At 63.4% G+C, this 14,098-nt stretch carries 14 protein-coding genes; 1 reads left to right on the top strand and 13 read right to left on the bottom strand.

Features of this window, described 5'->3' with window-relative positions; genetic code table 11:
• Positions 1-48: 48 nt before the first annotated feature.
• The 13 genes from E3O28_RS16270 to E3O28_RS05995 form a co-directional block, all read right to left on the bottom strand.
• Positions 49-558 (bottom strand): DUF6121 family protein, encoded by a 510-nt coding sequence (locus E3O28_RS16270; protein ID WP_104194972.1) that lies wholly within the window; start codon positions 556-558, stop codon positions 49-51.
• 61 nt (positions 559-619) lie between these two features.
• Positions 620-1,588 carry a hypothetical protein gene (locus E3O28_RS06050; RefSeq protein ID WP_134415429.1) on the bottom strand — a complete coding sequence of 323 codons (969 nt, stop codon included), beginning with the start codon at positions 1,586-1,588 and terminating at the stop codon, positions 620-622.
• Between the two features lie 132 nt (positions 1,589-1,720).
• Positions 1,721-2,488 (bottom strand): hypothetical protein, encoded by a 768-nt coding sequence (locus E3O28_RS06045; RefSeq protein ID WP_134415428.1) that lies wholly within the window; start codon positions 2,486-2,488, stop codon positions 1,721-1,723.
• A gap of 2 nt (positions 2,489-2,490) precedes the next feature.
• Positions 2,491-3,156 carry a hypothetical protein gene (locus E3O28_RS06040; RefSeq protein WP_134415427.1) on the bottom strand — a complete coding sequence of 222 codons (666 nt, stop codon included), beginning with the start codon at positions 3,154-3,156 and terminating at the stop codon, positions 2,491-2,493.
• Positions 3,153-4,196 carry a type IV pilus assembly protein PilM gene (pilM, locus tag E3O28_RS06035; RefSeq protein ID WP_134415426.1) on the bottom strand — a complete coding sequence of 348 codons (1,044 nt, stop codon included), beginning with the start codon at positions 4,194-4,196 and terminating at the stop codon, positions 3,153-3,155. The genes E3O28_RS06040 and pilM overlap by 4 nt, the downstream gene beginning before the upstream one ends.
• A 25-nt stretch (positions 4,197-4,221) precedes the next feature.
• Complete coding sequence (locus E3O28_RS06030; RefSeq protein WP_198411545.1) at positions 4,222-5,061, bottom strand: A24 family peptidase; 840 nt, start codon at positions 5,059-5,061, stop codon at positions 4,222-4,224.
• The gene (locus E3O28_RS06025; protein WP_134415425.1) at positions 5,054-6,490 is read right to left on the bottom strand and encodes a hypothetical protein; all 1,437 of its coding nucleotides are present in this window, start codon (positions 6,488-6,490) and stop codon (positions 5,054-5,056) included. The genes E3O28_RS06030 and E3O28_RS06025 overlap by 8 nt, the downstream gene beginning before the upstream one ends.
• Before the next feature lie 601 nt (positions 6,491-7,091).
• Positions 7,092-7,553, bottom strand: a complete 462-nt coding sequence (locus E3O28_RS06020) for a type II secretion system protein (RefSeq protein ID WP_134415424.1) — start codon at positions 7,551-7,553, stop codon at positions 7,092-7,094.
• A 58-nt stretch (positions 7,554-7,611) separates the two neighbouring features.
• Positions 7,612-8,025 carry a prepilin-type N-terminal cleavage/methylation domain-containing protein gene (locus E3O28_RS06015; protein ID WP_134415423.1) on the bottom strand — a complete coding sequence of 138 codons (414 nt, stop codon included), beginning with the start codon at positions 8,023-8,025 and terminating at the stop codon, positions 7,612-7,614.
• A 137-nt stretch (positions 8,026-8,162) separates the two neighbouring features.
• Positions 8,163-9,392, bottom strand: a complete 1,230-nt coding sequence (locus E3O28_RS06010) for a type II secretion system F family protein (protein ID WP_134415422.1) — start codon at positions 9,390-9,392, stop codon at positions 8,163-8,165.
• Complete coding sequence (locus tag E3O28_RS06005) at positions 9,393-10,787, bottom strand: type IV pilus twitching motility protein PilT (RefSeq protein ID WP_134415421.1); 1,395 nt, start codon at positions 10,785-10,787, stop codon at positions 9,393-9,395. It lies immediately after the preceding gene.
• Between the two features lie 19 nt (positions 10,788-10,806).
• On the bottom strand, positions 10,807-12,477 hold the full coding sequence (locus E3O28_RS06000; RefSeq protein WP_104100986.1) for an ATPase, T2SS/T4P/T4SS family: 1,671 nt from the start codon (positions 12,475-12,477) through the stop codon (positions 10,807-10,809).
• Positions 12,478-12,848: 371 nt separating this feature from the next.
• Positions 12,849-13,328: a hypothetical protein gene (locus tag E3O28_RS05995; protein ID WP_134415420.1), complete on the bottom strand. Its 480-nt coding sequence runs from the start codon at positions 13,326-13,328 to the stop codon at positions 12,849-12,851.
• 188 nt (positions 13,329-13,516) lie between these two features.
• Here E3O28_RS05995 and E3O28_RS05990 point away from each other — a divergent pair.
• Positions 13,517-14,098 (top strand): DUF222 domain-containing protein (locus E3O28_RS05990; RefSeq protein WP_241973033.1); only part of this gene is annotated, 582 nt, incomplete at its 3' end.

The following is a 14,098-nucleotide window of genomic DNA, read 5'->3' as shown; positions in this document are numbered from 1 at the left end:
ACCCGATCGGAGTGCTCCGCAGTCAGCGACTTTCAGGCCGGCGGGGATTCAGTCTTCGCCTTGCTCCCACGGCCATTTCGGGGGGCCGCGTTCGGGCATCCGTGAGGCGAGGACCAGCGAGTAGAGCAGGGTGACGATGAAGGAGAGGATGCCGGTGGTCACCGCGAACGGGCCCAGCAGCACGGAGGCTGCGAACCCGACGCTATCGCCCGGGAGCCCGGCGGTGTCGGCCGGCACCCCGGTGCCGAGCGCGTAGAGCACCCCGCCCACCAGAACGAAGACGACAAGCGCGGCGACCCCGGTGCCGAGGGAGTACCCGACGGCGATCCGCTGGTTCTCCGGTCTGGTGCGCAGCCCGAGCAGCAGCATCAGGGTGAACACCAGCACCACGGCGGCGGCGGTCATGAACGGGCCGACGAGAGGTCCGGCGTTGGGGTCACTGATGACATCTGTGTCGGTCAGCAGGCTGATCATTCCGAAGGCGGCGACGAGGAGCGCGGCAAGGAGCACTGCCGCGAAGACGGCGACGACCGTCGCGTACTTCTGGTAATTTCGCATCGCTCCCCCTTGATGGCGTACCTGCTGGGGCCCGGCACGCTGAGCGCCGGGCGTCGAACGACTAGTTGCTGCGGAGGCCCTGCGGTCCGGCGGCGAGGACGCGGTCGTATTCGGCCTTCGCTGCAGCGTTGCGTTCGGTGACGGCACGGCCGTTGCGGGCGATCCAGGCGCCGGCCCAGATCGGCACCTCGCGGGCGACGACTGCAGCGGCGATGGCCCCCGGGTTCAGCCACTGCTGGCTGATGAAGCGCGCCGCCTGGTCGGGCGTGAAGTTCCAGGCCTGCACGCTCAACAGCGCCGCCCCGATGTAGGAGAAGTAGACGACCACGGCCACCAGGAAGCCGAAGAGCACGTAGGCCCACCAGCCGCCGCGGTTCACGATCAGCACCAGAAGGGCGAACGCGACGAAGAAGAAGATGACCGGCACGTAGAAGATGGGCAGCACGATGAAGTCGGTGAACTTCGAGGCCGTGTCGGTGATCGAGAGGCTGCCGATGCCGGACAAGACAAAGGCGACGATGGCATAGATCACGGCGAAGATGACGGTGGAGAGCAGGGCGATCAGCACGCCGGGGCCGCGGTTGCTCTTGTAGCGGGGCGCGGTCGGCGCCTGGATGTAGACGGGGGGCTGCGCCGTGGTGTTCGTGGGGGCATAGGCCTCGGCGGGTGGGGCCTCTGATGGGGTCGCAGCCGGGTTCTCGCCGGGCTCGATGCGCCGGGTCTCGGCGGTGGTGTTCACCGGGGCGATGTTCACGGAGGCGGCGGGTACGTAGGTGGGCGTCGCGGGCTCGCGGGAGGTCGCGGGGGTGTCATAGGAGATCGGCTCGCCGACGGGGGTGGCCGGGTAGTGCGCCGGTGTCTCAGCGGCAGCATCGGTCGTGTCGCCGGACTCGGCCGGAGCGGAGTGGGAGCCGGTGCCGGTGTAGTCGGGGGCATCCGTGCGCTCTTCATGGCCGGCGTAGTCGACCGGTTCAGGATTCGAGTCGTTGTTACGGTTGCGGTTGCCCTCAGGGGACGTTGTGTCGCTCATGGTGCGCTCCTTGTGGTTGGCCGGGACGTTCAGCCGCAATCTTAGCAATGCGACTCCCCCGGTCGAGGGAGGCGTGACCTGGCGGGGCGATGTGTCGGGTCGGGTTACTCGGTGGCCGTCGGCGCTGCGGAGCTAGCCGGCGGCCTGGACGACGCCGGCTGCGGCGGGAGGAATGAGCACGTAGACGAGCCCGGAGATCGTGGCGTCGACGAGACCCGCAACAGCTGCCGGCGCTGCAGCATCGGGGTCTGCTGGTGGAGCTCCTGCCGAAGGGTCAGCCTCCACTGTGCTCAGCCCGGAGACGAGGACCAGCCGCGTGCCCGTCTGCAGCCCGTTGACGAAGACGAGAACACGGTTGTAGTCACCCTTGATCGTGATTTGAACGGCGAGGGAGGCGAAGCTGCTCGCGGTGATTCGTGGGTCTGTGACGGGAGGGACTCCCGCAGTTGCTATCGGGGCGGCGGCTGCCTCCGCGGGGACCGGTTCAGACGCCGTGTCTTCACCTTCGGCGGGCACTTCTGCCGCGGGGTCCGCAACAACCGAGGCCACCACCGGGGCATAAGCGAGCGCGTCGGCGACCGTGATCGCGGTGAGGGTCACTTCGGACTGAGCGGCGAGTTCCGACAACTGCGTCACGAAGGCTGGCATCTCGGTGCCACTCGGAACGGACAAGGCGAGTGGCGCCAGCTCTGCGCGAACTGCCTCGATACCCGCAAAGTCCTCCTTGAGCTGGGCCAGAACTGCGCTCTGCTCTGCATTGGTGGCCTCGACAGTTGCACGATCCAGATTGGCTGCTGAGGCGGCCGCAAGCTGCGGTTGAATGCCGAGCACGAATCCAAGCGCCAGGATTGCCGCCATGACCAGTACGGACCCGACAACCCAGAGCCTGTTCTTGTCCACGTTTACTTCTCTTTCTCGACGAAGCGTTGGGCGAACGCGTCTTCGTTCACGTGCATCGTGATGTTGACGGTGTAGAGCTGGGTTGTCTCATCGAGGCTGACAGATCCCGGCAGCGCATCCGCAAACCCGGGGAGCGTCGCGAGGCCGTCGAGCCAGGTCGGTACGTCGGGGAGCGTGGCGCTGGTCGCGGAGAAGCTCACGGTGGCAACTCGGGCTCCCTGCAGTGGGGCTGTCGCCTGCTCGTAGAGGAGGATCGGCGTTGCCGAATCAATCGTCACCGATTTGATTGCCACACTGGTTGGAAGCGTCGCCTGCACCCCTTGAAGGTAGAGATTCCAGTCGATCTCAGTCGACACCCCCACCAGCTGTGCGGCCTTCACGAGGTCGACTTGGGCCTGTGCGGTGCGCACCTCGCCGTATTGGGTTTGCTCTGCGAGCAGATCCGACGTGAGTGACTGTTCCGCCAGCAGCTTCTCCTGGGCCTGGTTTGAGAGGAACATGGCACCCGCCGTGCCCGCTAGCACGACGACAAGCAGCCCGACGACTCCGATCCCCAAGCTTCTCCGCATGGCTTTGGCCTTGCGGTGTTTGAGCACTTCGGGGGGCAACAGGTCGACCCTCGGCTCTCCGCCGATGATCAGGTCATCGCTGACATCTTTGCGGCTCATGCGTTGCTCCCCAGTGCCAGGCCGAGCGCGACCAGATAGGTGCCTTGGGTCTGAGTGAGGGCCTCCGCGTTCACGCCGCGGCCGAGGCCGACTGATCGGGACGGGTCGGGCGCCACAACGGGCAGGCGTGTTACCTCTGTCAGCGCGTCGGCAAAGCCGCGCAACTGGGCACCGCCCCCGGACAGCACGATTCGGATCACCGGAACGTTATGGCGAGTGTTGACAAAATAGTTGACCGTGTTTCGGAGGCTGTTCAGCAGTTCGGTGGTGACCTCACGAATGACCGTGACAGCCGCTTCGTTCCCCGGTGCTGTCACGGCGAGACCCAACGATCGCTTGAGCGCTTCGCCCTCCTCAGCCGTGATGCTGAGCCGCAGCATGAGCGCCTGCGTCAGGTCATCGCCCCCCGTTGGAATGAGCCGCACGAACTGCGGCACACCGGCATAGGTGATCACGACTGTTGTCGTGCCCGCACCGACGTCGATCTGCACGACAGCGTCTTCCGTCTTCGCACCGCGGAAGATGGATCGGCTCAGTGCGAAAGGGATGAGGTCGACCTCGACCGGATTCAACCCGGCCAACTCGGCGGCCTGCACGTTGACCAGAACGGAGTCCTTGACCGCGGCGACGAGGAGACCGTTGATCTGCGGCCCGTTATCGCCCTCGCCTTCGGAGATTGGATAGAAATCGAGGAGCGCGTCGGCGACGGGAACTGAGATCAGGTCCTGCACCTGGAAGGGAAGCGACTCACGAATGCGCTTGAGCGACATCTTGGGTACGGAGAGGTCTCGAGCCAGCACTCGGTGGTTGCCCATGCCGAGTACTACGTTCTTGCTCTTGAAACCGCCCGTGGACCACAGCTGCTTGAGCGCCGATGCTACGGTGTTCGGCTCGAGGACTTCGCCGCGGCTGACGGCACCCTCGGGAAGGGGAACCTCGTGATAGCGCACGAGGGTGGGCTGGACCTTTCCCGCGTCGCTCACCTCGACCGCGCGCAGGGCTACGCTTCCGATGTCGATTCCTACAACGTTTGTTGTCATTGGTTCTCCCAAACCTGGCGTGCCGTCATGCCAAACCGAACAAAGACAAATAGCCCGTCGCTATCGCCTCGCCACCAAAGATGCCGAGCCATGCCCCCGCGAGCATCCACGGCCCGAACGGAATGCCGCTCTTCCGATTCGCCCTGCGAGTCAGAATTAGAACAAGACTAAACAGTCCCCCGAGAAAGAACGCGCCGAACGCGCCGACGACCAGAGGCGCCCAACCGACCCAGCCCAGAAACATTCCAAGCACCCCGGCGAGCTTCACGTCTCCGAGGCCCATTCCGCCGGGATAGAAAAGTGCCATAAACAGGTAGAGGCCGAAGAGTGCAACACCACCGATGAGGGCCGGAAGCAGTCGTTCCGGCTTACCGGCCAACAAGGCGGCCGCTGTCAGAAGAACCGCCCCGACGGAATAGGCCGGCACGACAATTCGGTTGGGCAGAGTGTGAGTATCGATGTCGATCATCGCTAGGGCCACACTGACCGCCGCGAGGTATAGGAATGCCAGAAGCGTAAGTGCCGTCGCGGATAGCGCAGTCGTTTCGAACGCGGCGGTCGAGCCGGTCAAGACCACCAACAAGACCCACCAAGCGACCAAACCGAAGAACACCGCTGTGCCCATTTCGACCAGCGGATAACGCACCGAGATACGCGCCGCACAGTCTCGACAGCGTCCACGCAACAGAAGCCAGGAGAGTACCGGGACGTTGTCCCAAGGGCGGATTCGGGCCACGCAGGAGCCACACGTACTCGGTGGCGACACAATCGAGCGACCGGCGGGGACACGGAGAATCACGACGTTGAGGAACGAGCCAATCAGGGCACCGAAGACCCCGACGACGGTCGCAACTGCACTAATCACCGCCGGCCAGCTGGCGACGGCTCGTTAGGTCGCCCAGTTCGGCACCGGTGATCTTCGGCACTGTCACGCCACCAGAAAGGTCGAAACCAGAAATGCCGACCGGAACGAACGTAAGTTGGGCTTGCTGCGCAAATTCTACCTCGCCGCCATAGATCTGGCCTCGAAAACCGTTCCTGTCGCTGTAGACCTTGCACGGTGTGTAGATCATGGCGGATATATTGAGCCCGAAGTCGGTCTCGTTGGATAGCGTTACACCGCCGCTGGGGGCCACACAAGTGGGGTTTCCATCCGCAACATTATCGGGAACGATGAACGACAGCTGATGTTCGTTCACCAACGACTTGAAGTAGAGTCTGTCAAAAACGAACTCATTTGCGATTAGGACCAGATCCGTGTTCAACGTGACCCAGTCCATGTTGTTGCTCGTGGTTACTGCCCCCGGACACTTGGTCCGGAAGTTGACCACCGTCGGATGCGTGTAGTTCTTCAGATTTGTCCAGGCAGTATTGTTTTTTGCGATGCTGCACGAACCTGTCCAGTTGACAACGTTGTAGCCTTGGGCTACCCACTTTGCCGGGTCATAGCCAACGTCAACCCAGTTAGGCACTACCGGCGCAGCGACCGTCGGGCCGGACGTCACGACTCCACCGATCACGCTATTCGTTTGAGTCACAAGACCTCCAGCGGAGACGTTTCCGCCAATGTTGCTCTTGTTCATGGTGATGTCATCAGACACCTGAACGGAACCCGCCACGTCACACATATCCATCGTCGCGCTGCCATCGCCCAAGACGAGGTCGCCACCGATTTTGGCATTGTTTGAGCATTCGACGTCGCCAGTTCTGACCATGATGGACGTCGCCACGCTGTTATCCGCAGACGACAGGACGAACTTCTTGAGCACACCGTCAACGGTGTAGGCGTAGACGGCAACGCCGTCCAACGGAACCTGAACGATGACCGGTACATAGGCGTAAACGGCTTCTAGCGTGGCACTGTCGCCCAAGCGATTGCCCGCCACCTCCAAGCTCTGCGCAGCGCCCGTAGAGGTGATCCGCATCGATGTTGACTGCGCATCCGGGCAGCCAACTACCCATCCGAGGACGGGGTCGAGGTGTTCGAGCAGTACGTCATATGAAGGTACGTCGCCCGGAATTGACTTGAACTGTCCATTGATGTCAGTCGCGCAGCCGTTCGTGGTTCGCAAATCTCGAATGGCCACGTCGATCCCGGCATCCGCTGCAGCCCTGGCTTGCACGGAGGCCCGGCTCGTAGTGGTGTAACCCAGGGCGTTGATCGTGGCCGCGCTAACCGTGACGGCAATGATTGCGGTGACCGCCATGACACCGATAACAGCCATCAGTGCGCTGCCGGTCTCGTCAGGGCGAGGACGCAGGAGAATGCCTCGAAGCTGTCTTACGGGAAGCATGGGTCCCCTGTCGCTGCAGTCGGTTGGCGGCTTACTGATGAAGTCTGTACCAGCATAGGTCGGCTGCCGGTCGCCACCACTTCGAGATTGAGGTCGACCCTGTAGGGGTCGATATAGGGAGCGACAGGATTTCCGGTGACCGTGAATATTGGAGCTGATCCGGCGGAAACGGACTGCATCCCAACTCCAAGAAGTGTCCAGGACAGCAATGTTGTCGCTGTCTGAGTTGCCGAGATGGGCCCGGTGGATGTGGTCGTGCGCACCGCACCGCCGTCGAAGGCCCACGCCTGGCAAATCCACGTTCCAGCCGCGTCTGTACGCATCGTTCGAGCCATAAGAATCTCCGGATCAGCACCAGGCAGACTGTGCCAGACAGAGCTGGCATTGCGGATGCCGTGGCCGACCGACCGGGATACAAGCTGCCCGGCGTTGCTCGCCTGGGTTGTGCTACTGACAGTATTCTGCCCCCTGAGTGCACTGGTCAGGATTCCGCCCACAACGAGCAAGACCACGACCATTAGGACGGAGTAGATGAGCAACTCGACTAAGGTCAGCCCAGCATTCGAGGACTGCAGGCCGGCCGAGGGACGTTTCGTCTTCATCATGGACCGCTCAGATAAATCAAGGTTGTCGCACTCACAGTTGCCCCCACGGAGGGAACAGCTGAGACAGTGACCCATACAGTTGCCGGATAGTTCACCAGGGCTGTGCAGTCCTCACCCGCACGCGTGGGCTGGTAGCTAAAGCCGCGGGAGTCCGTGATCACCGGCAATGTTTCATTGTTGTATGCCGTGAGGGCAGTGCAGGTGTCTCCGGCACCACGGGCGAGTTCCATCTGTTGGTTGACCAGTTGCGTCGCTGTTGCTGCCGTGGCGTTCACGCCCGTTGTCTTGATCGAGGTCACGAGTAGGGGCAAGAACGCAATGGCGAGCAGCCCCAGCAGAAACATCGAGATCACGATCTCGATCAGGCCAAAACCGCTCTCGCTTCCGCCCGACTCTTCAGGGAGCTGCTGGGTAATCATCGCGCAGACCCTCTCTGGAATCCGTCGGACTTCGTTCATTGAGAAACGGTGGGGCGCCGCAACTGCAGTGCCCCACCGATCCAGTACCGGTTGTTACTTAGCAGTTACCTGTTGTAATACCCGTCTTGTCCGTCGCCTTGTACTTGACGGCACCAGTTCCGTTGATTGAGCTGAAACCGGCAATGCAGAACCCGGTCGCAGTGGCCGTGACGGTGATGTTGGTGTCGGTTCCCGGAGTGAAGTCGGTCAGGGCGGCAGTGTTTGCCGGTGCGGCACCTGTCGGGCTGGCGGCCATGAAGCCCACTGCGGCAACCTTTGCGTTTGCGATGTCAGACTTCACTGCACCATCACGAGCCGACGCCTGCTGTCCGAGGAAGATCGGGATGGCGATCGCGGCGAGAATGCCGATGATGATGACGACGACGAGCAGTTCGATGAGCGTGAAGCCCTTTTCCTTCTGGCCGAGTTCTGAACGCTTGTGGGCAAGCGCTTCCGAGATGCTGCGGATCATGTGGAAGTCCTTTTCTGAATGGGTGCTGGGAAAGGCGATTGCGTTTGCCTGATTTGAGCCTATGGGCCACGCGACCTTGTGCCATCCCGCGTTCAGGGGTAAAGGGCCGAAATCGTGCCCCCAGTACGGGGAGGGTGCTACTTGATGTACTCGAAGATGCTGAACATGGGCATGTAGAGGGCCACGATCATTCCGCCCACCACAACTCCGATGAAGGCGATCATCAAGGGTTCGATCAGGGCGGTCAGCTGTTCTGCTGTTGACTGCACTTCCTGGTCGTAGAAGTCCGCAATTTTTCCCAGCATCTGCTGCAGGGCGCCGGCATCCTCGCCGACCGAGATCATCTGCACCACCATTGCGGGAAAGACCGGTTCCAAGCTGAGCGGCCCGGCGATCGACTTGCCCTGGCGCACGGACTCCTGCACCTTGCGGAGCGCCGATTCCACGACCCAGTTGCCCGAGGTCTCGCCGACGATATTCAGCGATTGCAGGATCGGTACACCCGCGCCGATCATGGTCGAGAAATTTCGGCTGAAGCGGGCGATGGCCAGCTTGGTCATGAGCGGTCCGAAGACCGGCAACTTCAACTTGAGCGGGTCAATGACCTTGCGTACTCGCTCGGTATTCTTGTTCTTCCGCCACCAGGCCGCGAAGGCAATTCCGCCGATGATGAGCACAGGCAGGAGCCAAACCATGGCTTTGGAGAGCACGACCAGCACCTGGGTAGGCAGCGGAAGCTGTCCACCGAAACCGGCAAACATCTTCTCGAAGACAGGCACGATAAATGTCAGCATGCCGATGACGGCAACGACCGCCATGATCAACACGATGGTCGGGTAGGCCAACGCCGACTTGATCGTGTCACGTAGCCTGGTTTCTGACTCGAAGTTGCCGGCCACGGAGTTCAGCGAACTCTCGAGGAACCCACCGGTCTCACCTGCGCGAATCAGGTTGATCATGATCGGTGGGAACACGGTGGAGTGCTTGTCCATCGCTTCCGACAAAGAGATTCCGGTCTCAACGTCGTTGCGGATCGAAGTAAGAATCTTGGCGAGTTCTTTGTTCTCGGTCTGCTCAGAAAGAATGTTCAGTGTGCGGAGCAGCGACAAACCGGCCGAGGTCATGGTTGCCATCTGGCGGCTCATGATGGCGAGATCCTTCAGGGTGATGCCCTTGCTGAACCCGGGGATCTTGATCTCCGCGTTCAGCCCGGTGCCGACTGCCACCTCGGTGACCGAGATCGGCGTAAGGCCCATCGTGCGAACTCGCGACATGGCTATGTTCTCGGACGCGGCATCCAGTCGCCCTTTCACGACCTTGCCGGCGGCGTTACGCCCCTTGTAGGAGAAGGCGAGACTGGTTGCCATCTACTGTCCCCGGGGAGAGTACTGGTCGCCGAAGTCGATGCCGTTCCTGCCGCCAACGGACGACTCGACGTGGTCCACGCGACGGATCAGCTGGTTGAGCCCCTCAAGGTCCTGCGCCTTCTCCTCGGCGGACGCCCGGGTGATCAGACCCGCGTCAACTAGCTCGGCGAGGTGCTGATCCATGGTGTGCATGCCGAGCGCACGGCCGGCCTGCATCGCGGACGCCACCTGGTAGGTCTTGCCCTCGCGGATCAGGTTGGCGACCGCCGAAGTCGTGACCAGAACCTCGGTGGCGACGACGCGGCCGCCACCGACCTTCTTGACCAGGGTCTGGCAGACCACACCCTGCAGGGTGGCGGCAAGCTGTGCACGCACCTGGCCCTGCTGGTGCGGCGGGAACACGTCGATCACGCGGTCGATGGTCTGGGCCGCGGACTGGGTGTGCAGGGTGGCGAAGACGAGGTGGCCGGTCTCTGCCGCGGTCAGGGCCACCGAGATGGTCTCCAGGTCGCGCAGCTCGCCGATCAGAATGACGTCGGGGTCCTGGCGCAGCACGTGCTTGAGTGCGGAGGCGAAGCTCTTCGTGTCGTGGCCGACCTCGCGCTGGTTGACCAGCGACTTCTGGTGCTTGTGCAGGAACTCGATCGGGTCTTCGACCGTGACGATGTGGTCGGCACGGGTGCGGTTTACCAGGTCGATCAGTGCCGCCAGCGTGGTGGACTTGCCCGAACCGGTGGGGCCGGTCACCAGCACCAGGCCGCGAGGCAGCTTGGCGAACTGACCGACGGTCTCGGGGATGCCGAGGTCTTTCAGCGGCTTGATCTCGCGCGGGATCAGGCGGAACGCCCCGCCGATCGAGTTGCGCTGGTAATAGTAGTTGACGCGAAAGCGCGCGCCGCCGGCCGTATACGCGAAGTCGAGCTCGAGCTCCTCCTCGAACTGCGCGCGCTGCTTCGCCGAGAGGATGCTGTAGAGCGCAGAGGTGACCTTGTCACCCATCCACTTGCTCGCGCCCTCAATCGGCCGCAGGCCGCCATCGACACGAATGCTCGGCGGCGCTCCGACGGTGATGTGCAGGTCGGAGGCGTTCAGGTCGAGAACCTCGGCCAGGGCGTTCAGCAGGTCAAGGTCGGAGACCTCGTTGTCGCCGGTGCGGTTGGCACGGGCGCGGCGCCCGGTCGTCTCGACCGCGCCGGTGTCCACCGGAAGGACCGTTGTCGCCGGCTGCGCGGCATCGGTCACATCGACGAACTCGAACTCCGCCGAGTCAGGAGCGGCCGGCGCGGCATCGTGCTCCGTCGGTTCGGCACCACGACGATCGGGATCGCCGAGGCTCCAGCTGCCCCCGGCAGCCCCAGGAGGCGTGACCGGAATTTCATAGATGGGCTGGCTCATGCAGATATCCCCTTTTGCACTATGCGACCACTCGCAAGATTTCTTCGATCGATGTCAAACCCATTTGGGCCTTGGCCCAGCCGTCCTCGCGGAGGGTGATCATGCCCTGTTCGCGCGCCACCCGGCCGATTTCGGCGCTCGATGCTCGGGCCACGGCGAGCCGCTCGATCTCCTCGGTCACGGTCATCACCTCGTGCACGGCGATGCGCCCCCGGTAACCGGTCTTCGAACACTGCGTGCAGCCGACCGCCTCGAAGATCGTGGGCAGCGGGCGCTCCGGGTCGAACGCGAAGCGGAGGCGCGTCAGGTAGTCGACGGTCAGCACGGATGGCGTCTTGCACTTGTCGCAGAGGCGCCGCGCCAGGCGCTGGGCGACCACGCAGTCCAGGGCGGAACCCACCAGAAAGGGCTCGATGCCCATTTCCGTCAGCCGGGTGATGGCGCTCGGCGCGTCGTTGGTGTGCAAAGTAGAGAGCACGAGGTGGCCGGTCAGCGAGGCCTCGATAGCGATCTGCGCGGTCTCGTGGTCGCGGATCTCACCCAGCAGAACGACATCCGGGTCGCTTCGCAGGATGGAACGCAGCGCACTCGCGAAGGTGAGGCCCGCCTTCGGGTTCACCTGAACCTGGTTGATGCCCGCCATGCGGTACTCCACCGGGTCTTCGACCGTGATCACGTTGATTTCGGGACGAGCGACCGCACCCAGGGTCGTGTAGAGGGTGGTGGACTTGCCCGAACCGGTCGGACCGGTGATCAGGATCATGCCGTAAGGCTTGGAGTAGGAGGTCTTGTAGGCCTCGAAGTTGTGCTCGAGCAGGGCCAGCGCGCGCACGTCGAGGGTCGTGTTCGAGTTATCGAGAATTCGCATAACGACCTTCTCGCCCCACACTGTGGGGAGAGTCGCAACGCGCAGGTCGATCTGACGGCCGGCATGGCGCACGGTCATGCGGCCGTCCTGGGGTTTGCGCCGCTCGGCGATGTCGATATCGCTCATGATTTTGAGCCTGGAGATAACACCGTTCTGGATGCTCTTGGGTGCGGTCTGCATCTCGTGCAGCACGCCGTCGATGCGGTAGCGCACCCGCAGGCTGTGCTCGCCGGGTTCGATGTGGATGTCCGAGGCCAGGTCCTGGATGGCCTGGCTGACCAACAGGTTCACGAACCGCACGATCGGGGCATCGTCGTCGATGGAGTCCGAGACTCCGAAAGAGGAGCTCTCGGTGGCGGCGTTCTCTTCCTCGAGTGTGGAGGTGAGGTCGCTGAGCTCGTCGTCGGCGCGGTGGTAGCGGGTGATGGCGGCGAGTAGATCGCTGCGCTCGGCGACAACCTGGGTGACGCGCATCCGTGATGCTTCGCGCACGTCGTCGACGGCGAAGACGTTGCCAGGGTCGACCATGGCGAGGATGAGGCGGCCGTTGTCGACGGCGATCGGGAGCACTTCGTGGCGTTTGCAGACGGCCACCGGAACGAGAGCCACGGCGAGGCGATCGACCGGGTAGTCGATTAGCTCGACGAAGGGCAGGTTGGCCTGCTGGGCCCGAGCCTTGGCGAATTGAACCTCGGTGATGACGCCCTTGGCGACGAGGGCGCGGACGGCGCTCTCATCGGCGGGGTCGCCGGCCATGAGGTGGTCGAGCTCCTCGATCGGCAGCAGACCGTGCAGGATCAAGATTTCGGTGAGGCTGGCCACGCGATCCTCTCGAACAGGCTCGGTAAGTAAGTAACGGACAACGCTATCTCGGGGGCAGGGAATCCGGCCAGACCCACAATGAGGGGGACACGGTTCGAAAGCAGCCTCTGTTCAGTGATCCTAACGGGGCGGGGCTTCGACCCGACATCGACACGGCATCGACCCGGCATCGACACGGCCTCGACCCGGTTGCGGCCCGGTTGCGGCCCGCGGGGCGGCAGGCGGAATACGGCCGCTGCTGGGCGATGCCCGGGCCGGTCTCGGCCTGCTCGAAACGGTCTAGACGCCCATCCAAAGGTTATCGATGATGTTCTGTGTGTAGCCCAGCGGGCCGGCATTCGTGTACTTCGTGGCGAGCCAGATGCCGCCCCTCAGAAAGTGGGACTCACCGAAAGCGCCGTTTGCCGTGTCGTCCGGATGATGCAGCGGCGGCCCTCCGACTGGGTGAAGCACTCCAGTCCGTTTGCGACGAGCCGGGCCTCCACCGCGACGGTCTGTTCCAGGGTCACCCAGACCACAGTGGTGATGATCCCGGTGTCGGATCCCCCGTACGGGCTCGCCCAGACGCAGGTCAGGTGGTCGAGAGCGTCGATCTGGACGCGCAGCTCGGCATTGTCGGTGCCGTGGGACACGCCGGCATCCGGGTCCTGGCTCCAGACGGGGTTCAAGGTCAGGTCGCCGAGCGCCTCGACCATGGCCGGGCTGTAGAGCTGCGTGCACGCGGTTGAACGTGGATCGCCCGGCGCCGCGGTCTGCCCGGGTGCGGATTGAGTCGGCTTGAGGGTTGCCGGGGGCGTGGTGGTGGTCGGAGAATCTGTAGCGGTGGGTGCGTTGGTCGGGGCGGGCGTCACGGTGGCGGTTCCGGGGGTCTCGCCTGCGCCCGGGAAACCTTCACCGCCCCGGGGTCTCCATTGAGGCAACCGGCGGCCTTGGACGGCTTCGGAGCGGCCGGATTTGCTCAGAGATAAATTCGATTATTCTCTCAAATTGTGTGAGTAACTCTCGACACTGGGTGCGAGTTGAGGTATTCTCTTNTAACATGACCAACCTCGCGGAAGACCTCAGGCAGGCGGCCGATGCCGTGGCCCTGCTGGGCTCGTCATGCGCTGACTTCTCGGCCCTTCCTGATGCCGAGGTGTTGGCCGGTCAGAAGCGAATCGCTTCGATCCGCCGTCTCGTCGATACCTATGCTGCCTGGATGGCGGCGACCATCGCCGAACGTTCCCGACCGGAGCTCGGGCACTCGGGTTTGGCGGCGCAGCAGGGGTACCTCTCGCCGGAGGCCCTGATTCAGAACTCGACCGGCTCGTCCAAGGGCGACGCCTACAAGCTGGTCGCAGTCGGCACCATGATGGCCGATGCCGAGGCGGCCGACAGGCTCGTCGAGGCGGCGCTGTCCTCGCCCGACAGGGATGCCGCCGAGGTCGCCGAATTCGAGGCGAAGGTGCCGTGGCAGGCGCCGATCGCCCGGGCCGTCACCGCCGGCACGCTCTCGGTTGACGCGGCCGAGGCGATCCGGGCAGGGCTCGGCCAGATCGATGCGGCAGTTACCGCGGAGAAGCTCGGGGTGGCCCTGGCGGCGCTGCTCACCGAGGCGTCGTCACTGAATGCCGATCAGGTG

Source organism: Cryobacterium sp. TMT2-14, from assembly GCF_004402465.1.
GTDB classification, from domain to species: Bacteria; Actinomycetota; Actinomycetes; order Actinomycetales; family Microbacteriaceae; genus Cryobacterium; species Cryobacterium sandaracinum.
The sequence above is the reverse complement of the archived record's forward strand: the minus strand, read 5'-3'. Positions and strand labels throughout refer to the sequence as shown.